The following is a 21,658-nucleotide window of genomic DNA, read 5'->3' as shown; positions in this document are numbered from 1 at the left end:
ACGCATGGCGTGGATCTACTGTTCCTCGTCGATGAACGCGTAGTCGCCGTCAATCAGCTGCTGCAGGTACGCATCGAAGCTGGGCGCGATGACTACGTAGCTGTCTGGATCGTGCAGGTAGCGCACCACCTGGCCGACCGTGCCGCCCGGTGCCGGGTCGAAATCCAGGTACAGCATCGACGTGCCGCCGTTGTTCATGCAGTGCGAGAAACACAGTCGGCGGTTCATCGGCAGATCGGCGTCGATGCCGGCGCCGAGAATGTCCGGCTCGTCATCCAGCCACTCTTCGTAGATGGAACGAATGCTGTCGTCCCACTGCTGCTGGTCCTCGAAGATCTGCGCGACCGAGCGCAGGTAGTACGGGTAATCGCCCACATCTGAACCCAGCATCAGCACGCAGACCTCACCGCCGGGATACTCGCGGAAATGGGTGCCATCCACGCGCGACAACAATTCCATCAGGCTGTCCGGCACCTGCGGCCACTGCGCACGCAGGCGCTGCAGGTCTTCGGCGCTGGCGCCCTGGATCCAGGCCCACTGGGCGGCATCATCGGCAGGCAGACGCGGAACAAGGCCAGACAGGAAGCGATCAACAAGATTCATGCGAAAAAAGGGGACGGAGGGGATTAAGTCGTATCCAACCACACCTGCGTCACGCCGCCAATGCAGAATGCGACGCGGGAGGGGCGAATACGGCTTAATCCCCTCCGTCCCCTTTTTCTTGCGGAGCAGGCGCATGAATCGTTGGCGATGCGGTGTGGCGGTGATGCTGGGGCTGGCGGCAATGCCGGCGTGGGCGGCGATGAAGACGCAGCCGGTGGAGTGGAAGCACCAGGGCACGACCTTCAGTGGCGTGCTGGTCTATGACGATGGTGGGCACGACAAGCGCCCGGGCCTGGTGATGGTGCCGAACTGGAAGGGCGTGAACGAATCGGCAGTTGAGAAGGCCAAGCAGCTGGCCGGCGATGACTATGTGGTGCTGGTGGCCGATGTGTACGGCAAGGGCGTGCGGCCGAAGACCGATGCCGAGGCCGGGCCGGTGGCCAGCAAGCTGCGCAATGATCGGCCGCTGCTGCGTGCCCGCGCGCTGGAAGCGGTGAACGTGCTCAAGGCGCAGGCCGGCAAGGCGCCGCTCGATGCCAGCCGGATCGGTGCAGTGGGCTTCTGCTTCGGCGGCACCACGGTGCTGGAGCTGGCCCGTGCCGGTGCGCCGCTGGCCGGTGTGGTCAGCCTGCACGGCGGGCTGGGTTCGCCGCTGCCGGCGCAGGCCGGTGGCAGCCACCCGTCGGTGCTGGTGCTCAACGGCGCCGACGACAAGAGCGTGACCGCCGAGGACATCGCCGGTTTCCAGAAGGAAATGAACTCCGCCAAGGTCGACTGGGAATTCACCAACTACAGCGGTGCGGTGCACTGCTTCGCCGAGCGCGATGCCAACAGCCCGCCGGGCTGCCAGTACAACGAGCGCGCGGCCAAGCGCGCGTGGAAGGCGCTGGATGAGTTCTTCGAGGAGCGTTTCGAGAAACGCTGATCCGTGCCGCGGTAGTGCCGGCCGCTGGCCGGCAACCTCATGGCGCTGCGGATGTCATCGGAAATGCCGGCCAGCGGCCGGCACTACCGGATGCGGTCAATGCGAGCGCTGCACCGCGTAACGGGCCAGGCCACGCAGGGCGGCAACCGCATCGTTGTCGGCCAGACCGTCCAACGCGCGCTCGGCGGCTTCGGCATATTCCTCGGCACGCGCGCGGCTGTACTCCAGGCCGCCCGTGGCGCGGATCGCGGCCAGTACTTCCGGCATCGCCGAGGCATCGCCGTCCTGCACGATGGTGCGCAGGCGCTCGTGGGTGGCGTCGTCGGAGTGGGCCATCGCGTGGATCAGCGGCAGCGTGGCCTTGCCCTCGGCGAGGTCGTCGCCCAGGTTCTTGCCCAGTTCCTCGGCGTTGGCCGAGTAGTCCAGCACGTCGTCGGCGATCTGGAACGCGTAGCCCAGGTGCATGCCGTAGTCGAACAGGGCCTGCTGGGTGGCTTCATCCACGCCGCTTGCCAGCGCGCCCAGGCGGGTACCGGCAGCGAACAGCACCGCGGTCTTGCGCTCGATCACGCGCAAGTAGGCGGCTTCGTCGGTATCCGGGTTGTGCACGTGCAGCAGCTGCAGCACTTCACCCTCGGCGATGCGGTTGGTGGCATCGGCCAGGATCTGCATCACCGACATGCGCTCCAGCTCGACCATCAGCTGGAAGCTGCGCGAGTACAGGAAGTCGCCGACCAGCACGCTGGGTGCGTTGCCCCACAGCGCGTTGGCGGTGCTGCGGCCGCGGCGCAGGCTGGATTCGTCCACCACGTCATCGTGCAGCAGGGTGGAGGTGTGGATGAATTCGATGATCGCCGCCAGCTGGTGGTGGTCCGGGCCGGCCTGGCCGACCGCGTGGCCGGCAAGCATCACCAGCATCGGGCGCAGGCGTTTGCCGCCAGCGGAAATGATGTGGTCGGCGATCTGGTTGATCAGCACGACGTCCGAGGACAGCCGGCGCCGGATCAGGGCGTCGACGGCGGCCATGTCGGCCGCGGCAAGCGACTGGATCTGGGGCAGGCCCAGGGCGGGACGGGTGTCTTCGGTGATGGTCATGCGATCAGGCTTTCAGGCTCACCGCCGATTATAGGCGCTGGCCGTGAATTCGGGCGCAAACCGGCCCGAGCGGCATTTCCAGCCTGGCCGGCGCGGCCGCCCGCGTGAATACGTATGCAGGTTGCGCCATGCCCGGGAGGCCCCCGCTAAGCTTGCCGGATCAGGATTTCGGCCCGCTGCCGGCGGGTCCCGCATGCCCGGAGGGGGGCTGTCGATGTCGCACTATCCATGGTGGCGCGGAGCCGTCATCTACCAGATCTACCCGCGCAGCTACCTCGACGCCAACGGCGATGGGGTGGGCGACCTGCCGGGCATCATCGAGCGGCTGGACCACATCGCCGCGCTGGGCGTGGATGCGATCTGGATCTCGCCGTTCTTCAAGTCGCCGATGGCCGACTTCGGCTATGACATCGCCGACTACCGCGATGTCGACCCGCTGTTCGGCAGCCTGGACGACTTCGACCGCCTGCTGGCCAAGGCCCACGGCCTGGGCCTGAAGGTGATGATCGACCAGGTGTTGAGCCATACCTCGATCGAGCACGCCTGGTTCCGCGAGAGCCGCCAGGACCGCAGCAACCCGAAGGCGGACTGGTACGTCTGGGCCGACCCGCGTGAGGACGGCACCCCGCCCAACAACTGGCTGTCGCTGTTCGGCGGCTGCGCCTGGCAGTGGGAGCCGCGCCGCGAGCAGTACTACCTGCACAACTTCCTGGTCGACCAGCCGGACCTGAACTTCCATCACCCGGACGTGCAGCAGGCGACCCTGGACAACGTGCGCTTCTGGCTGGACCGCGGCGTGGATGGTTTCCGCCTGGATGCGATCAACTTCTGCTTCCACGACGCGCAGCTGCGTGACAACCCGGCCAAGCCCGCCGACAAGCGGGTGGGGCGCGGCTTCAGCCCGGACAATCCGTACGCCTACCAGTACCACTACTACAACAACACCCAGCCGGAGAACCTGCCGTTCCTGGAGCGCCTGCGCGCGCTGCTGGACGAGTACCCGGGGGCGGTCAGCCTGGGCGAGATCTCTTCGGAGGACTCGCTGGCCACCACGGCCGAGTACACCCGCGATGGCCGCCTGCACATGGGCTACAGCTTCGAGCTGCTGGTGGACGACTACAGCGCGGCCTACATCCGCGATACGGTCTCGCGCCTGGAAGCGGCGATGACCGAAGGCTGGCCGTGCTGGGCAGTTTCGAATCACGACGTGGAGCGGGCGGTCAGCCGCTGGGGCGGCCACCCGGCCGACCCGCGCCTGGCGCGGATGCTGGTGGCGATGCTGTGCTCGCTGCGCGGCTCGGTCTGCCTGTACCAGGGTGAAGAGCTGGGCCTGGCCGAGGCGGAGGTACCGTTCGAGGCCCTGCAGGACCCGTATGGCATCACCTTCTGGCCGAACTTCAAGGGCCGTGACGGCTGCCGTACCCCGTTGCCGTGGACCGATGCGCCGCTGGCCGGCTTCACCACCGGCCAGCCGTGGCTGCCGATCCCGGCCGAGCACCGCGCCGCGGCGGTAGCCGTGCAGGAACGCGACCCAGGCTCGGTCCTGGCCGCGTTCCGGGCGTACCTGGCCTGGCGGCATACCCAGCCGGTGCTCCTGCATGGCAGCATCCGATTCATCGAAAGTGCCGAGCCAGTGCTGCTGTTCGAGCGTATGCTTGCAGATGAAACCCTCCTGCTGGCCTTCAACCTGTCGGCCGAGGCGGTGAGCCATCCGCTGCCGCCGGGCAACTGGCAGCAGGTGGCGGTGCCGGGCCCGGAAGCGGGCACGGTGCAGGGCAATGAACTCCAGCTGCCGCCGCGTGCGGTGTATTGCGCCCGACGCAGCTGACCGTTTTCTCCGGTGGCGGTACTTGCGGGGACGGGGCCGAAGCGCCCCGTCCCTTTTTTGTGGGTGGGCTTCCGGCGAAAGGCATCCACGCATGGCGTGGATCTACGGGTTGGGGCGGCGCTGGGTAGATCCACGCCATGCGTTGATGTGCATTCGTGCAAAAGAAAACCCGCTGCCTGCGCAGCGGGTTTCCGATGAGTTGTTGCCGGCCAGCGGCCGGCACTACCCGGTCATGGTCAGAACTTGTAGTTCACGCCCAGCATGTAGGTGCGGCCCCATTCGATGTACTCCAGCGGGCGGTCCTTGCTGCCGGCGTAGGTGCGGTACGGCTCGTTGGTCAGGTTGCTGCCCTGCAGCAGCAGGGTCAGGCCACGCAGGGTGCTGCTGTCGCTGAAGGTGTAGCTGACCTGCGCATCGGTCACGTTCTCGCCGACGACGTAGCGCAGGCTGCGGTTGCCGTTGAAGTTGCCGATCTCACCGATGAAGTCCGAACGGCGGCGCTGGCTCACGCGTGCCTCGAAGCCACTGCGCTCGTAATAGGCGGTGAAGTTGTACACGCGCTTGGACAGGCCCGGCAGGCTGATCGGGTCACTACCCACGCTTGAGGCACTCTCCGGATCCAGGATGGTGATGTCGCTCTTGTTGAAGGTCGCGCTGGCCTGCACGCCGAAGCCACGCAGGCTGTCGGTCAGCATCTCCAGCGGGAACGATGCGGTCAGTTCCAGGCCCTTCAACGTGCCGCCCTTGCCGTTTTGCGGCGCGGAGAAGGTGCCGGTGGTCAGCACCGGCGCCGTCATGCCCGGCGGCGGCACGTAGCTGCCCAGCAGTGAAGTGAAGTCGTAGTTGTCGACCGACTGGGTGTAGACGTAGCTCTTCAGGTCCTTGTAGAAGATCGCGGCGGCCACGTAGGCCTTCTCGCCGAAGTACTTCTCATAGGACAGGTCCAGCGCGGTGGCACGCCACGGGTCCAGCAGCGGATTGCCGCCACTGCCGCCCGGCCGGCCGGTACCGGTGTCCACGCCGAACTCCAGGCCGGCGCGCATCTGGTCCACGCGCGGGCGCGCGACCTGCTTGGCGGCGGCGAAGCGCAGCGTCTGCTGGTGCGGGAACATGAAGGCCAGGTTCAAGCTCGGCAGCCAGTCGTTGTAGGTACGGCCGTTCGAATACGGCTGCACGTTGTTGCCGGCCGACTGCGAGCTGTCCCAGTAGCGCGAATCCGAACTCTGGTCGGTGTGCTGCATCTGCACGCCGATGTTGCCGCGCACGCCCACTTCACCGATGTCGGTGTTGATGTTCAGGCGCGCCCAGGCGGTGGTGATCTTCTCTTCGACCGTCCACGACTTGGGGATCAGGTAGTCCAGGTTGTCGACCGGATTGAAGGTCATGTAGCGGCCCACTGCGGCCGGTACGTTCCAGGCCGGGATGGTGCCCAGGCCGGCAAAGCCCAGGTCGACCGGGCGGTACTGCAGGTCCGAGGCGATGTTGGCGTCGCCCTGTGCGCCGAGCAGGATGTTGCCTTCGGACTGGGTCTTTACCTTGCGGCGGTCGGCGTAGTTCACACCGATGTCGATATCCGGCGCCCACGAGGCGATGGCATCGGGCAGGGCGATGGTGGCGGCCAGCTTGCCACCCTTCAGGCGATCTTCCACCTTCGGCACCTTGCCGTAGCCGGAACCGTAGATGGTGTTGGTCAGGAACAGGGCGTCGGGGTTGGAATAGTTCAGCCCCGGGCTGATCTGCGAGAACCCATCCTGGCGGATCGTCACGCCGATCGTATCCAGCTGCGGCATCGGGGTCAGCTGCAGGTTGTTTTCCAGGTTCAGCTCATCGCGCGTGGCCTTGGAGTAGTTCAGGTCGGCGACCAGCTTGACGCCGCCGAAGTTGAACTCGTTGTTCCAGCCGAACGCATCGATCTTGTCCTTGCGCTTGTTGTACATGCCGCGCACCAGCGGATACACGCCGCTGGCGGTACCGCCGGTGAACGAGCCGTTGGCGTTGATCTGCGGGTTGCTGACCAGCAGGCCCGGGGTGTAGTTGCCGTTGTAGTTGCTGAGGTTCAGCTCGAACTGGTTGGCGGTGTCGATCTGCTCGGCTTCGGTGTGGAACGCATCGAAGGTGCTGGTCCAGCTGTTGTTCGGGCGGAACTGGATGGTGGCCATCACGCCGTCGCGCTTGTTGTTGCCGGTGCGGCGCAGCGCCTTGATGCCATCGGAGAAGTAGGTGCCGGCGGCAACGCCAGGACGGTTGCCCTTGTCGGTGTGCTCGGTGGTCCACGGCTCGTACAGGCCGACCTGGTTCTCCTGGATCGGCATGTCGCTGTGCGCGTAGCCGATGGCGATGCCCAGGGTCTTGTCCAGGAACTGGTCGATGTAGCTTGCACTGAAGCGGTTGCCATACGGATCGACGTTGGCAGCGCGGCCCAGCGAACTCTTCTGGTAACGGCCGCTGACGGCGATCACGCGCTCGCCGAAGCTGAGCGGGCGTGCGGTCTGCATGTCGATGGTACCGGACAGGCCCTGGCCGACCAGCGCGGCATCCGGGGTCTTGTACACGGTCACGCCGTTGACCAGCTCGGACGGGTACTGGTCGAACTCAACGCCGCGGTTGTCGCCGGTGCTGACCACTTCCCGGCCATTGAGCAGGGTGGTGGCGAAGTCCGGCGACAGGCCGCGCACGCTGATCACCTGCGCACGGCCCGCCACACGCTGGGCTGCCAGGCCGGGCAGGCGCGAGATGGATTCGGCGATGCTGACGTCTGGCAGCTTGCCGATGTCTTCGGCAGAAATCGCTTCGACCACCGAGGTGGCGTCCTGCTTGACCGCGATCGCGCTCTCGATGCCGCGGCGGATGCCGGTGACCTGCACCGTATCCAGGTTGGTGGCGGCGGTGCCGGCCGGCGTGGTGGTGCTCTGCGTGGACTGTGCCGACGCCAGCGTCGGCGCCAGGACAACGGCCAGCGCGATGCTCAGCGCGCTGCGCTTGTGGTTCAACATTTTCCCCTCCCAGGCAATGTTGCAGATCGATTCGTGGACGTCCCGGCGTGACCGTGGACGTGCGACGCGGTGGCCGCTGTCGTCGCCGCTATGGTAGGCAGCGCGTTCTTCGCGGGAATCACCCTGCATACGTATTCAATGGCGTTTGCAGGGTTGTAATCGCTTTCAAGTACCTCGTGCGGTAGTGCCGGCCGCCGGCCGGCAATCACGATCACCGGGTTGCCGGCCAGCGGCCGGCACTACCGGTGCATTCAAAGCGGCGTGAAACGAATGGCCTGCCCACCACCTGGTGCCAGCACCAGCGTCAGTGCATCGGCGCTGGTCACCTCGCGGGTTTCACGCAGGAACGCGAACGGATTGCTGCGGAAATCCGCGCCCTCGCCATCGCGGTAGATCTCGGCGCGATAGCGCACGCCTGGCTCCAGGAAGCCCAGCGACACCGGCAGCACGCGGCCGTGTTCATCCGTGATGCTGCCAAGGAACCAGTCGCGGCTGTTGCGGTCGCGGCGCACGATCGTCACGTAGTCGCCCACTTCGCCATCAAGCACCCGGCTCTGCTCCCAGTCCACCGCGACGTCCTCGATGAAGCGGAACGCCTCGCGATGCTGCAGGTAGTGCTCGGGCAGGTCGGCGGCCATCTGGATCGGGCTGTACAGCACCACGTACAGCGCCAGCTGGCGGGCCAGCGTGCTGGGAATGGCCTGGCCGTGGCGGCCCTTCAGGCTGAGGATGCCGGGGGTGTAATCCATCGGCCCGGCCAGCATGCGGGTGAACACCAGGTTGACCTCGTGCTCCGGTGGGTTGGGCGGCTGGCCCCAGGCGTTGTACTCCATGCCGCGCGCGCCTTCGCGCGAGATCCAGTTGGGGTAGGTGCGGCGCAGGCCGGTGTCCTTGATCGGCTCATGCGGGTTCACCGACAGGTGCCGGCGCGCGGCCTCCTGCACCACCTTCAGGTGGTGGCGGGCCATGAATTGGCCGTCGTGCCACTCGCGCCACAGCGGGCCACCGGCCGGATTGAGGCGGTCGACCTGGCCGTCGTCGCAGACGTAGCCGGTCTTGAACTGGTCCACGCCCAGCCGCGCATACAGGTCCAGTGCGGCACCCAGCTGGTCCTCGTAATGCTCGATGGCACAGCCGGTCTCGTGGTGGCCGATCAGATGCACGCCCTTCTTCAGGCCATACGCTGACAGCGCTTTGATATCGAAGTCCGGCGTGGCGCGCGTGAAGTCGAAGTCGTAGCCGTTGCCGACCCAGTTGCCATCCCAGCCCGGGTTCCAGCCTTCCACCAGTACGCCACGGAAGCCGTGTGCGGCGGCGAAGTCGATCACCTTCTTCGTCCTGGCAGTGGTGGCCGCGTGCTTCGGGCCGGTCGCCCAGCTCTCATTGTCCAGGTGCATCGACCACCACACGCCCAGGTACTTGGCCGGCTTCACCCAGCTCACATCGCCCAGCGCATTGGGCTCGTTGAGGTTGAGGATCAGGTCCGATTCGACCAGGCCTCCGGCGCGGTCGGCGATCTGCAGCGTGCGCCAGGGCGTGGCAAAGGGCAGGGCACGGCGCACCTTCCAGCCTTCGGCGGAGGGCGACAGCTGCGCGCGCAGGCGTTGTCCTTCCGTGCGGCGCAGCCACATCCCGGCATAGTCCACCAGCGCGGCCTCGTGGATCGCCACGTGCAGGCCATCGCGGCTGCGCAGGGTCATCGGCGTATGCACCAGCGGCACCTCGCGCAGTGGCGTGCGCTGGTACAGGTATTCGTAGTGGATCGGTTCGCCGGCGGGAATCCACCAGGCGGTGGAATCCTGCGCGATGGCGAACTCGGTCAGCTCGTCATCGATGATCGCTTCGTGCAGGTTCGGCTGCTCGGGGAACACATAGCGGAAGCCAACGCCATCGTCGTAGACGCGGAACACCACGTCCAGCCGCCGCTTGCTGCCGGTGGTTTCGGCCAGCTGTACGGTCAGCTCGTTGAAGTGGTTGCGGGTGAGCCGGCGCTCGCCCCACGGCTGCTCCCAGCGGTCATCGACGCTGCGCCGCTGCTGGCCAAGCAGGGCGAAATCGCGGTCCAGGCGGCCGTCACGCAGGGCGAAGCCGAGCTTCGAATCCTCCACCACGGGCTCGTCGAAACGCTCGACGCGATAGCGGGCTGTGCCGCCGTCCAGCACGAGACTGACCTTGAGTATCTTGCCCGGTGACTCGACGCTGGCCACCTGTGGCGTGGCCTGTGCCAGCGTGGCCCAGACCAGCAGGGCCAGACCGAGCAGGTGCGCGATTGCCGCGCGTACAGCAGTGGGTGACATCGGCAGTTCCCCTCCCAAGGCGTCGTTGGCAGACCCGGACCATAAGCCAGTGCGGCAGGCGCGCTACCGCGTGGCGCCATGAATACGTATGCAGATGGACGCAGCCGACAGCCCCGCGTCTACCATGGGGCGAAGGCACCTTGAGGGAGGGGCCGCGCCCGTCCACCGGCAATGGTGGTGCGGACCTACAACGCGTGCAGAGAGGGAGGGAGGCCGACGGGCGCAAGCCGGTCCGCCGCTTCGATGCTGAAGATCATTTGCCTGACCGCTGCCCTGGGGGCAGCGCTGGGATCGACCGCGCAGGCGGCCGACCTGCAATTCGACGGCCGCCATGCGCGTGCCGAAGCCGCTGCCAAGGGCAGCTTCGTGCTGCATGCGCCGAAGGGCACAGTGCAGATCGCAGCCGCACCGATGCGCAGCCAGACCGGCAGCGTGATGTTCGATGCGCTGTTCGCGCTGGCCCAGCAGGAGATGGACCAGGACCGCGTGGATGCGATCCGCGATCCTGCGTTCGACGAAGGCCGGCCGGTGCCGTGCGAGTGCTTCCAGACCGGCGCGCGCTGGCCCTACGTGTGGACCCGCGATGTCAGCTTCGCCGCCGACCTGGCGCTGGCGCGGCTGGATCCGCAGCGCACCCGGCAGTCGCTGCAGTTCAAGCTGTCGGCGGCCCGCGATGGCCATACGCCCGGCCTGTTCGTCGCTCAGGACACCGGTTCCGGCGGCAGCTGGCCGATCAGCAGCGACCGCGTGGTGTGGTTCCTCGCCGCACGCCACCTGCTGGACGACCGCGCATTCGCCGACCAGGTCTGGCAGGCACTGCAGGGTACGCTGGCGCAGGACCGCGCGATGGTGTTCGACGCGCAGATGGGCCTGTACCGTGGCGAGACCTCGTTCCTGGACTGGCGCGAGCAGACCTATCCGGACTGGACCCGTGAGGACGTGCGCTTCATCGGTGACTCCTACGCACTGTCCACCAACGTGCTGCACTACCAGGCGCTGCGCCTGGCCGAGCGGCTGGCCGGCCAGCACGGCGACGCCCGCGCGGCCGACTACGAGGCGTGGGCTGATGCGTTGGCGCAGCAGATCGATGCACGTTTCTGGCGCGAGGATATCGGCCAGTACATGAGCTATATCGGCGAAGCCGCGCACCCGGTGCCGTACGCCAAGGTCGATCTGCTCGGCCTATCGCTGGGCATCCTGGCCGAGGTGCTGCCACCCGAGCGCGCGCGCCGCGCACTGGCTGCCTATCCGATGGGGCCGGCCGGCAGCCCGGTGGTGTGGCCGCAGGAGGCGCAGCAGCCGATCTACCACAACCGCGCGATCTGGCCGTTCGTCAGCGCCTATTCGCTGCGTGCCGCGCGCCAGCTGGACGATGCGCCGCGCATCGCCGCCGAGATCCGTTCGCTGATGCAGGGCGCCGCGCTGGCCGGTTCCAACATGGAAAACTACGAGCTGGTCAGCCAGGCCGTGCATGTTGACGAGGGCGCGCTGAGCGGCCCGGTGGTCAACTCCGAACGCCAGCTGTGGTCGGTCGCCGGCTATCTGTCGATGGTGGTCGAGGGCGTGTTCGGCGTGCAGGACGATGGCCGTGTGCAGCCCAAGTTGCCGGCGGTGCTGGTACCGGAGCTGTTCGGCAGCCAGCGCAGCATCCGTCTGGACGCTGCGGGCAGACGCTACGTGCTGGAGCGCCCGAAGCAGCTGGGTGATGGATTGCTGGTAGCGGGCAAGGTGAAGACGCGCGGTGCCACCACCACCGTGCAGCTGGTCCCCGCCGCCGCGGCGCCACGCAGCGAGGTGATGACGGCCGACGCCAATGCACGCGCACCGGCCACGCCGGCCGCACCGCAGGCGCGACGCAAGGGCAGGGGCTGGAGCGTCGCGGTCGCTGCCGACCAGGTGCTGTGGCAGGACGGTCGGGCGCTCACCGCCCGCAATGGCGAGGCACGCATCAGCGACGACGGCCTGCAGCATTGCCTCAGCCTTACCCGGCGCGACGGCGCATTGGAATCGCTGCACAGCCCGACGGTCTGCGTCGGTCCGCAGCAGGCGCTGAAGGGCGCGCAGCGCTGGCAGTTCAGCTCGGCCAGGGCCGGGCAGGTGCGCCTGCGCCTGCAGTACCGCAATCCGAACGGGCCGATCAACACGGGCGTCACCGCCGCGGTGAAGCAGCTGGTGCTGCAGTGCCCGGGCATTCCCCAGCAGCGGCGGACGGTCACGCTGCCGCACAGCGTGGCCGTGCAGGACTCGACCTCGGCGACGTTCACCGTGGCCAAGGGCCGGTGTTCGGTCGTGCTTGAGGAAGGCTTCAACATGAGCGCGCTGCAACACTTCGCGCACTACACCGGGGGCAAGGGCGGCCGCGACGGCGTGCTCAACCAGGCCCAGGTGCAGGCGCTGACGGTGGCGCCGGTGGCTGCGGCAGAGGGCGCACGATGAATCGCACGGCCAAGCCGCAGCTGTCGTTCTGGCAGATCTGGAACATGTGTTTCGGCTTCCTCGGCATCCAGTTCGGCTTCGCCCTGCAGAACGCAAATGCCAGCCGCATCTTCGAGACCCTGGGCGCGGACATCGACGCGGTGCCAGGGTTGTGGATCGCGGCGCCGCTGACGGGCCTGCTGGTGCAGCCGGTGATCGGCTACCTGTCCGACCGCACTTGGACGCGCTGGGGGCGCCGCCGTCCGTTCTTCATGATCGGTGCGGTGCTGACCACGCTGGCGCTGCTGGTGATGCCGAACTCGCCGACGCTGTGGATCGCGGCTGGCACGTTGTGGGTGCTGGATGCCTCGATCAACGTGTCGATGGAACCGTTCCGCGCCTTCGTCGGCGACCAGCTGGCGCCACGCCAGCGTCCAGCCGGCTACGCGATGCAGAGTTTCTTCATCGGCGTGGGCGCCATCGTTGCCAGCTTCCTGCCGTTCATCCTGGCCCACTTCGGGGTCGCCAATACGGCCGCCGCCGGTGAGGTGCCGGACACCGTGCGCTATGCGTTCTACTTCGGCGCGGTGGTGCTGCTGGCGGCGATCACCTGGACGGTGGTCAGCACCCGCGAGTACTCACCGGCAGAGCTGGCCGGGTTCGATGATGCCGAGCCGCCGGCACATCACGCGGCGGCGACGATCAGCGGTCCGGCCCCCTGGGCACAGGTGGCCATATGGCTGGGGCTGGGCGTGCTGCTGGCGCTGCTGATCGCGTGGCGGCAGGGCGACAGGATGCTGTATGTGCTGGCTGGCCTGTGTGCCGGCCATGGCCTGCTGCTGGCGCTCGCGCGCACGTTGCCGGCCACGCACATGCTGGCCGCCATCGTCGGCGACCTGCGCGCGATGCCGGTCACCATGCGGCGGCTGGCGTGGGTGCAGTTCTTCTCGTGGTTCGCGCTGTTTGCGATGTGGATCTACACCACTGCAGCAGTGGCCAGCGCCCACTTCGGTTCGACCGAACCGGAGTCGGCGGCCTACAACGAGGGTGCCAACTGGGTGGGGGTGCTGTTTGGCGCCTATAACGGTTTCGCCGCGTTGGCGGCGGTGCTGATTCCGCTGATGGTGCGCATGATCGGCCTGCGCTGGAGCCACCTGGTCAACCTGTGGCTGGGCGGTGCCGGGCTGGTCTCGCTGATGTTCATCCGCGACCCGCACTGGCTGCTGCTGTCGATGGTCGGCGTCGGCTTCGCCTGGGCGTCCATTCTCTCGCTGCCCTATGCACTGCTGTCCGACAGCGTACCGGCATCGAAGATGGGCGTGTACATGGGCATCTTCAATTTCTTCATCGTGATCCCGCAGCTGGTCGCCGCCAGTGCGCTCGGCTTCGCCCTGCGTACGTTGCTGGGTGGCCAGCCGATGCATGTACTGGTGCTGGGCGGCTGCAGCCTGTTCATCGCCGGCCTGTGCGTGCTGTGGGTTCCGTCCCGTCCGGAGGTGGTGTGATGCGTGGTGCGCTGTCTGTTGCTGTTTCCCTGGTACTGCTGGCCGGCCATGCGGCGGCCGCGCCGCGCCCGGACTATGTGGGCACCACCGAGCCGTTTGCCAGTGATGCGGTGTACTTCGTGGTCACCGACCGCTTCGTCAACGGCGATCCGTCCAACGACCATCGCGACCAGGGCGGCACGCATCGCACCTTCGATATTCCGGTGCCGTGCCCGGACAAGGTGGACGGCAACATCGGCTATCTCGGCGGCGACTTCCGCGGCGTGCTCGACAACGCACAGTACATCCGCAACCTCGGCTTCGGCGCGGTGTGGATTACCCCCATCGTCGACAACCCGGACGAGGCGTTCACCGGCAGCAAGCCGATCAGCTGCACCAGCACGCTGACCGATCGCGGCAAGACCGGCTACCACGGCTACTGGGGCATCAACTTCTACAAACTCGACGAGCACCTGCCCAGCAAGGACCTGGACTTTGCCGGGCTGACCAAGGGCCTGCACGGTGCTGGCCTGAAGGTGGTGCTGGACATCGTCGGCAACCACGGTTCGCCGGCCTGGACCATGCCGATACGGCAGCCGCAGTTCGGCCAGATCTTCGACAAGGACGGAACGCTGATCGCTGACCACCAGAACCTGCCACCGCAGAAGCTGGATCCGAAGCACAACCCGCTGCACGCGTTCTACAACAATATCGGCCCGGTCGACAGCAAGGACGGTTCGATCTTCGACGGCAACCTCGCCGAACTGTCCGACTTCAACCAGGACAATCCGGCGGTGATGGACTATCTGGTCGGCGCTTACCTGCAGTGGACCGCGCAGGGCGTGGACGCGCTGCGCATCGACACCATCGGCTGGCTGCCGCACCCGTGGTGGCATGCCTTCGTCAAACGCATCCGCGCCGAGCACCCGGGCATGTTCATGTTCGGCGAAGCGTTCGATTACGATGCCGCACGCATTGCCGAGCACACCTGGCCGGCCAACGCCAACGTCAGCGTGCTCGATTTCCCGTTGCGCGGCGCACTGGAACAGACCTTCGGCACCGCCGGCAAGGGCTTTGAAACCCTGGCCGAGCCGCTGCACCTGAGCGGTGGCCCGTACGCCAATCCGTACGAGTTGATGAGCTTCTACGACAACCACGACATGCCGCGCCTGCAGGCCAGCGACAACGGCTTCATCGATGCGCACAACTGGTTGTTCACCGCGCGCGGCATTCCGGTGGTCTATTACGGCTCGGAAACCGGCTTCATGCGTGGTCGCGCCGAGCATGCCGGCAATCGTGCCTACTTCGGCCAGCCGCGTGTGGATGCTGCGCCGCAGAGCCCGATCTTCGCGCCGCTGCAGCGCATCGCCAGGCTGCGCGCAGCCACCCCGGCGCTGCAGCGCGGCCTGCAGGTCAACGAGCGCCTGCAGGGTGATGAGGCAGTGTTCTTCCGCGTGCTGCAGCACGGCGAAGTGGCGCAGACCGCGCTGGTGCTGCTGAACAAGGGCGACCAGGCGAGGACCTTCACCGTGGCGCGTTACGTCCAGAACGGCCGCTGGCGCGACGCGCTGGAGGGAGGTTCGTTGCGGGTGGACGGCTCGCTGAAGGCCGAAGTGCCCGCGCACGGAGTGAAGGTCTACGTGCTGGATGCCGCCGTGCAGCAGCCGGCGCTGCAGGCCGAGCTGGACAAGGCGATGGCCGACCAGAAGGCACGGGACCAGCGGCTGGGACGGTAGTGCCGGCCGCTGGCCGGCACCCCTTGAATCCACGGCACCTGCAGATGCCGGCCAGCGGCCGGCACTACCGGGTTCGGCCGCATCCGGCACAATAGGCACCCCTCACGCCCCGCCGTACCGCCATGACCGACCTCGCCCCGCAGACCCCGATCGAAACCCTGCTGAAGGCGGCGATGGATGGGGCCGTGCCGATCCGCGCCTTCATGGAGGCCTTCGTCGCCTCCGAAGTGGTGCTGCTGACCGGCAGCCTGGTGACTCCCGATGGCAGTGGCTTCGACCCGCTGCTGTTCGACAAGCAGGGCACCCTCCATGTGGCCGTGTTCACCGACCCGTCGCGGGTGGGCATCTACAGCCAGCAGGCCGAACACCAGATCCGCTGGCTGATGCTGGATGTACTGCGCCGCGTGCCGGGTGGCTACGGCGTGGTGATCAACCCGGGTACTTCGCTGGGCTTCGAGATCTCGCCCAGCGGCATCGGCGAGATCCTGAAGGACTTCGCCCAGCGCTGAGCGGTCACCGCGCTATATTTGTAGAGTCGAGCCATGCTCAACTGCCTTTCGCGCAGTGCGAGATCAGTCGAGCATGGCTTGTATGTTCCTCCCGGCTCCTACGCGGTATGTAGGAGCCAGGGTGGAGGGACCGTCAACATGTTATCTGCGGGTACCAGCCGACAGACGAGTCGAGCGATCCCCATCCCGCACCTTAACGTCGATAAAGGATCTAGCGGCCTTTGAGGACCGCCGATGTAGGCAAGCCAACGTGGTGCGGTACCACCCCAGCCCTTCAACAATAGCTGGGAGTTGCGCAGATGTCAGATCGTTTCGCCGTCGGTATTGATGCCGATTCACAGACCCTGGTGGTGGCCTACTACGGCACCAAGGGCAGCGCCCGCATCGCCAATTCAGCGTCGGCCATCACTAAGTGGCTGTCCGCTCTGCCGGCCAGGTCTCGCATTGGAGTGGAGGCAACCAATCGCTACCACGAACTTGTGGTTCAAGCTGCCCAGAAGGCCGGTCATGCCGTCTTTGTGCTCAATCCGCGCGACGTCAAACACTACGCCAAGGGCGTGGCTTGCCGCGGTAAGACCGACGCTGGCGACGCCCAGGTCATTGCGCGTTACATCGCCAAGGAGGCCGACAATCTGCACGAGCATGTCGCCCGTTCGCCTGCACAGGAGCGGCTGCACGTGCTTCTGCAGCAGCGCGATAGTCTGGTGCGGAACAAGGCAACGCTCCATCTTTCCCAGGGGACGGACGCGGCTGACTCAGCCATCTTCGGGCGCATTTTCAGTGGCCTGAAGGAGGCGATTGCGATGCTGGACCGGGAAATCCAACGACTCTGCCGCAGCGGCGAACAGAGCGATCTGTATCGACGGATCATGACCATCCCGGGGATCGGGCCGACGGTGGCTGCCTTTGTCACCCATCACATCACCCGCTGGCCGCTGGCCAGCTCAGACGCTTGGGTGGCCTGCACCGGTCTGGATCCGCGACCCAACGAATCCGGCGCACGGATCGGCCGCCGCCGTTTGTCCAAGCGAGGCAACGCCGGCCTGCGTCAAATCCTCTACATGGCGGCCATGGGCCTGACCCGATCCAAAGGCGGCAAGCCCCTCTACCTGGCCATCCGCGAGCGCGGACACAGCAGCACCGCCAGTTTCAACATTCTGGCCAGAAAACTGGCCAGGATCGCTTGGGGCGTCTTCAAGAGCGGTCGGGACTTTGACCCGGCCATGCTGAAAGTGGGTCAAGCCTGCTTCCAGCAGGCTTGACCACGAACATAGGATCTCGACTCTACAGAACGCTTCCCCATCGAGGCATTGCCATGGAATTCAGGGTGCTACCCGCCGATGCATTGGAACGGCAGCAGTTGGCCCGGTGGTACCACGCCGAATGGGGCCGCGACGCTGGCCTGTCGCTGGAACAGGAACTTCAGCGGCTGAACCCGCCACAGGATGCCGAAGGCTTTCCGCATCTGATTGCCGCCTTCGATGACGGTCAGGTGGTCGGTGCGGTGCAGCTCAAGCGCCGGGAGATGCAGGCCTTCCCGCAGTACGAGCACTGGCTCGGCAGCGTGTTCGTGGCCGAAAGTCATCGCGGGCGTGGGCTGGCTGGCGGCCTGGTCGAGCAGGCCGCGGCGCAGGCGGTGCGGATGGGTGTGTCCGATCTGTACCTGCAGACCGAGGCCCTGGATGGTGGACTGTATGCACGGCTCGGCTGGAATCCCCTGCAGGAAATCGACAACCGCCACTATCGTGTGCTGGTGATGGTGCGCAGGTTAGCCGCATGAACGCACCGGCATCCTCGCGCCATTCCCGCTCCGCGCTGATCTTCCTGATCGCGGCCATCGTCGCCGCGCTGGTGTCCATGCCCGTGCTGCGTGCGGTGGGCATGGTGCTGTGGCCGGTGTTCGTCATTGCCTGGCTGATCAACCTGGGCGCGGCCTGGCATCTGGCGCAGTGGGCACGTCAGCAGGGCCGTTCGGCGTGGGCCTACGGATTACCGGCCGCGCTCGGTACCGTCGCCTCGATCGTGGTCTATGTGCTGTTGGCGTTGCTGGGGCCCAAGTCCCCGGTGCGCTGAACCTTCGCGGCTGTCGTGGACAATGTGCCGAGCATGGCTCGGCACTACAGCAAGGCCGAGCCAAGCCCGCACGTGTTGCAAGGAGCGCCGGCGCATCAGCCGGCGCCCCGTTGCCTCACATCGTCACCTTGCGCCGGTTGTCATCGCTCACCCGGTCGATCAGCTTGTTGTACGGGTCGAAGCCTGCTTCATCAGGCTTTTCATCCACCGTCACCGTGATCTTCGGCGTGGCGCTGGTGATGTGATGGCGCTGCAGGTACAGCACCTTCTGGTCGCGCTCCTTGCCCGACGGCCCGTTGGCGAACACGCCGACCTCGACCCAGTCATCCATCTTCGCGTCGCTCTCCTTGCCCTTGCCATCGGCGTACTGCTTGGCGGCGTGCAGGTCCAGGGTCACGTCGTAGCGGCCGTCATCGCGCTTGCGGGCGCTGGCGGCCATCACCCGGTTGTCGTAGAAGCTGATCTTCTCGAACAGGTCGGTGACCAGCTGCTGGCGGTCAGCCGGGGTCTCGGCACGGATGTAGCCCAGCAGCTCGCGTGAGGTGGTGTATGGCGGCTGCTGGTAGCCCTTGTCCTGCAGGAAGCGCTTCAAGGCACGGTTCAGCGCCTGCTCGCCGATTTCCTCGCGCAGCCGGTAGAACACCAGCGAACCCTTCTGGTAGTGGATGTACTGCTGGTTCTCCACGCGTTCCAGCGGCTGTTCCTCGATGGCTTCGCCACCGCGGCCGGAGAGGTAGCCGTCCAGCTCGCGCTTGAGGAACTGGCGCATGTGCTGGCGACCGTACTCCTGCTCCATGACCATCAGTGCCGAGTACTGTGACAGCGACTCGGACAGCATGGTCGCGCCCTGTACGTTGGCGCCGATCACCTGGTGCGCCCACCACTGGTGCGCGATCTCGTGCGCGGTCACGTAGAACACGTAGTCCACCTTGTCCGGGTCACGCAGGTCGGCGATGAAGCCGATGGCCTCGGAGTAGGGAATGGTGTTGGCGAACGACTGCGCGAAGCGGGCATAGCCCGGAAACTCGATGATGCGCACCTGGCGGTGCTGGTACGGGGTGAAGTTCGCCTCGTAGTAGGCCAGCGACTTCTGCACCGCTTCGATCATCCGGTCCACGTTGTAGCCGTGCGCCGGATCGAAGTAGACCTCGATCGGAATGTCCTTGTACGTCGCCCTGCGCACCTCCCAGCGTGCCGAAAGATAGGCGTAGAAGTTCAGCATCGGCCGGTCCATGGCATAGCTGAAGCAGCGTCGGCCATTCACCGTGGTCTTCCGCTGCAGATAGCCCGGCGCCAGCGCTACCTGGTCCGGTGCGGTGCAGACCGTGGTGCGGAAGTCGAGCCAGTCTGCGTCGTTGGAGATGTAGGTGTTGGCGCGCGCGGCTTCGTCTTCCAGCTTGGGCATGCGCCGGGGTTCGCCGAGGCCGCGCTTGCGGCGCTCGTTGCGGTCGCTGATCTCGGCCCCCTCGTTGTAACCGAACGAGGGCAGCACGCGGCTGTTGAAGAAGGTGCCGTTGTCGACGATGTTGCTCGGCGCCAGCCCGGCGGTGATGCCATTGGGCTTCTGCACCACCCGGAAGTGCACGTTGCGGCTTTCACCTGGCTGCAGTGGCGTGGCCAGGCGGTAGATGCGGTAGCCAAGGTCGGCGTCATGCATCGACAGGGTTTGCCCACCCAGGTCAACCGCGACCAGCTGCTTGTCGTCGCCCATCGAGAGATGCACGTCCTGGATCGGCACGGCATGCGTGTTGCGCACCGTCCAGTTCGCGTCGATCACCATCGACTGCGATTCCGGGAACAGGTCCACGCGGTTGTCCACCGCCACGACGCGCGGCTGCGGCAGGGCGCGGTACTTCGATAGTTCGCGTTCGTAGCGGGCCTGCAGGTCCAGCTGCCGGTCGGGCGCGATGAACTCGTTGCGGATGTTGGTGCTCCAGTACAGCCAGCCACCCACGCCGATGAAGGCCAGTGCCGCCAGCCCGGCGAAAGCACCGGTGGGGCCGCGCAGGCGACGGCCGGCCAGTGCCAGGCGCTGGCGCAGCCCCTGGCTGACACCGCGTACCCAGAATGCGGAGGCCAGGCACATCAGCGCCAGCAGGAACAGCGCCCAGTAGCCCTGGAACGCCAGCTGCCCCGGCAGGAAGTGGCCGTAGCCGTTCATGTCCGAATAGGGCGCGTTGGGCCAGCTGCCGAAGTTGTACAGGTGCTGCGTGTAGTCGAGCAGGCCGAGCACGCCCTGGCCGATCATCACCACGATCAGCAGTGCGTAACCGACGAACTTGTTGTTGGTGAGTACCTGCAGCACCAGTGCCAGGCCACCCATCAGGATGTAGACCACCGAATCCAGCGCCAGGCTGCGCAGGTACAGCAGCGGCTCCAGATGCGTGTAGCCCTTGGCCAGCTGTACGCCAATCGCGGCCACTGCACCGGCCGCCTGGAAGCAGACGATCACCGCCAGTAGTGCGGTGAACTTGGCCAGCAGCGGCACCCAGTTCGGCACCGGCATGGCATCGGTCACTTCGTTGATGCGCGCGCTGCGTTCCTTCCAGACCAGCTCGCCGGCGAAGAACAGCACGATGATCACCAGCAGCCAGCTGAAGGCGCCCTGCAATCCCATGATCATCTGCGAGGTGACCGGCCAGATCGGGGTGCCGTACAGCGTCTGCCGGAACAGTGCGCTGGGCAGGAAGTTGGTCAGGCCCAGTACCAGCAGCACGATGAACGGCACGCTGCGCAGGACGCCGCGCGTATCGAAGCGCACCTGGCGCAGGAACTGCCGCCACGCGGTGGTGGCGGTGAACGCCGGTACCACGCGCGGCAGCGTTGCGCGGGTCGGGCGGGCGGCGCTGGCGTCGGCAGCCGGCTGCGACTGCCTGCGGCCCCAGCGACGGCGGCCGCTGCCGCTGCGCTCGGTACGGAACAGCGCGAAGGTGGCGGCGAACAGCGCGGCGGCCACGCCCAGCCACAGGACGCGGTTGGCCAGCAGATAGCCGGTCAGTGCGGGAATACCACTGTTGCGCTCGGCGGTGGACCAGTAGCGGATGGTGCGGCTCAGTGCGCGCATGCCCAGCGGCTCGCTCAGCACGGCGATCCACGTGTTGTCGATGTCGCGCAGCAGGGCTGCACTGACGCCATACAGCACGAGGTAGGCCACCAGGCCGATGTAGACCCACAGGATCGAACGGGTCAGCGCCGCCAGCAGTGACAGCAATGCCGTGGTGAACAACAGGTTGGGAATGATGATGACCGCGAACGTCCAGGCATAGCCCCGCCAGCTGATCGGCCCCATGCGTTGGGGGTCGACCCACGGCATGAACGGCGCCAGCCACAGGCCGAACGCAATCACAACGTAGACCAGCAGGCCGGCGGCAAGGGCGGCGGCGATACGCCCGGCCAGGTAGTCGCGGCGCTTCACCGGGCTGGCGAAGATCAGTTCGGCGGTGCCGAGTTCGAAGTCACGCAGCAGCGCATTGCTGACGAACAGCGCAGTGACCAGCATGCCGAGCAGGGTGAAGATGCCCAGCATCTGCGCGATCACGGTGGGCGCGTTGCCGTGTACGTTGCCGCTGCCGCCACCGATCTGTACGGCGTCGCTGGAAGCGGCGGCGAAGGCGAGCAGGGCGAACAGCCCGGCCAGCAGCCACAGCAGCGGAGAACGCAACTGCTCGCGCAGTTCGAAACGGAAGAAGTTGAGGATCAT

General features: G+C 66.5%; 14 protein-coding genes. 9 read left to right on the top strand and 5 right to left on the bottom strand.

Annotated features, from left to right (window positions below):
* Positions 1–15: 15 nt before the first annotated feature.
* Positions 16–603, bottom strand: coding sequence for an SMI1/KNR4 family protein (locus ACXI0D_RS06780; protein WP_049443878.1), 588 nt, complete (start codon positions 601–603; stop codon positions 16–18).
* A 133-nt stretch (positions 604–736) separates the two neighbouring features.
* On the opposite strand from ACXI0D_RS06780, the gene ACXI0D_RS06775 reads away from it, so the two are divergent.
* Positions 737–1,528 carry a dienelactone hydrolase family protein gene (locus ACXI0D_RS06775; RefSeq protein WP_049443876.1) on the top strand — a complete coding sequence of 264 codons (792 nt, stop codon included), beginning with the start codon at positions 737–739 and terminating at the stop codon, positions 1,526–1,528.
* Between the two features lie 96 nt (positions 1,529–1,624).
* On the opposite strand, the gene ACXI0D_RS06770 is transcribed toward ACXI0D_RS06775, so the two are convergent.
* Positions 1,625–2,623, bottom strand: coding sequence for a polyprenyl synthetase family protein (locus tag ACXI0D_RS06770; protein ID WP_119007181.1), 999 nt, complete (start codon positions 2,621–2,623; stop codon positions 1,625–1,627).
* 214 nt (positions 2,624–2,837) lie between these two features.
* On the opposite strand from ACXI0D_RS06770, the gene ACXI0D_RS06765 reads away from it, so the two are divergent.
* Positions 2,838–4,451 carry an alpha-glucosidase family protein gene (locus ACXI0D_RS06765; RefSeq protein WP_049443872.1) on the top strand — a complete coding sequence of 538 codons (1,614 nt, stop codon included), beginning with the start codon at positions 2,838–2,840 and terminating at the stop codon, positions 4,449–4,451.
* Positions 4,452–4,687: 236 nt separating this feature from the next.
* Here the strand turns inward: ACXI0D_RS06765 and ACXI0D_RS06760 are convergent, their stop codons facing one another.
* Both ACXI0D_RS06760 and ACXI0D_RS06755 read right to left on the bottom strand, forming a co-directional pair.
* A complete protein-coding gene (locus ACXI0D_RS06760; RefSeq protein ID WP_182474424.1) occupies positions 4,688–7,444 on the bottom strand; it encodes a TonB-dependent receptor in 2,757 nt (918 codons plus the stop codon).
* A 251-nt stretch (positions 7,445–7,695) separates the two neighbouring features.
* A complete protein-coding gene (locus ACXI0D_RS06755) occupies positions 7,696–9,747 on the bottom strand; it encodes a glycoside hydrolase family 97 protein (protein ID WP_479642741.1) in 2,052 nt (683 codons plus the stop codon).
* Positions 9,748–9,984: 237 nt separating this feature from the next.
* Here ACXI0D_RS06755 and ACXI0D_RS06750 point away from each other — a divergent pair, with 237 nt between their 5' ends.
* The 7 genes from ACXI0D_RS06750 (at position 9,985) to ACXI0D_RS06720 (ending at position 17,958) form a co-directional block, all read left to right on the top strand.
* Complete coding sequence (locus ACXI0D_RS06750; RefSeq protein WP_119007179.1) at positions 9,985–12,177, top strand: glucosidase family protein; 2,193 nt, start codon at positions 9,985–9,987, stop codon at positions 12,175–12,177.
* Positions 12,174–13,661, top strand: a complete 1,488-nt coding sequence (locus ACXI0D_RS06745) for an MFS transporter (RefSeq protein WP_119007178.1) — start codon at positions 12,174–12,176, stop codon at positions 13,659–13,661. Before ACXI0D_RS06750 ends, ACXI0D_RS06745 begins: the two co-directional genes overlap by 4 nt.
* Positions 13,661–15,376 carry an alpha-amylase family glycosyl hydrolase gene (locus tag ACXI0D_RS06740; RefSeq protein WP_119007177.1) on the top strand — a complete coding sequence of 572 codons (1,716 nt, stop codon included), beginning with the start codon at positions 13,661–13,663 and terminating at the stop codon, positions 15,374–15,376. Before ACXI0D_RS06745 ends, ACXI0D_RS06740 begins: the two co-directional genes overlap by 1 nt.
* A 122-nt stretch (positions 15,377–15,498) precedes the next feature.
* Positions 15,499–15,885: an SseB family protein gene (locus ACXI0D_RS06735; protein ID WP_119007176.1), complete on the top strand. Its 387-nt coding sequence runs from the start codon at positions 15,499–15,501 to the stop codon at positions 15,883–15,885.
* 299 nt (positions 15,886–16,184) lie between these two features.
* A complete protein-coding gene (locus tag ACXI0D_RS06730) occupies positions 16,185–17,147 on the top strand; it encodes an IS110 family transposase (RefSeq protein ID WP_119007175.1) in 963 nt (320 codons plus the stop codon).
* A 53-nt stretch (positions 17,148–17,200) separates the two neighbouring features.
* The gene (locus ACXI0D_RS06725) at positions 17,201–17,665 is read left to right on the top strand and encodes a GNAT family N-acetyltransferase (protein WP_049443859.1); all 465 of its coding nucleotides are present in this window, start codon (positions 17,201–17,203) and stop codon (positions 17,663–17,665) included.
* A complete protein-coding gene (locus ACXI0D_RS06720; protein WP_049443857.1) occupies positions 17,662–17,958 on the top strand; it encodes a hypothetical protein in 297 nt (98 codons plus the stop codon). Before ACXI0D_RS06725 ends, ACXI0D_RS06720 begins: the two co-directional genes overlap by 4 nt.
* A gap of 115 nt (positions 17,959–18,073) precedes the next feature.
* Here the strand turns inward: ACXI0D_RS06720 and ACXI0D_RS06715 are convergent, their stop codons facing one another.
* A complete protein-coding gene (locus ACXI0D_RS06715; protein WP_119007174.1) occupies positions 18,074–21,658 on the bottom strand; it encodes an ABC transporter permease/M1 family aminopeptidase in 3,585 nt (1,194 codons plus the stop codon).

Source organism: Stenotrophomonas sp. C9D9 (genome assembly GCF_056491205.1).
This window is presented reverse-complemented; position numbering and strand designations above follow the sequence as displayed.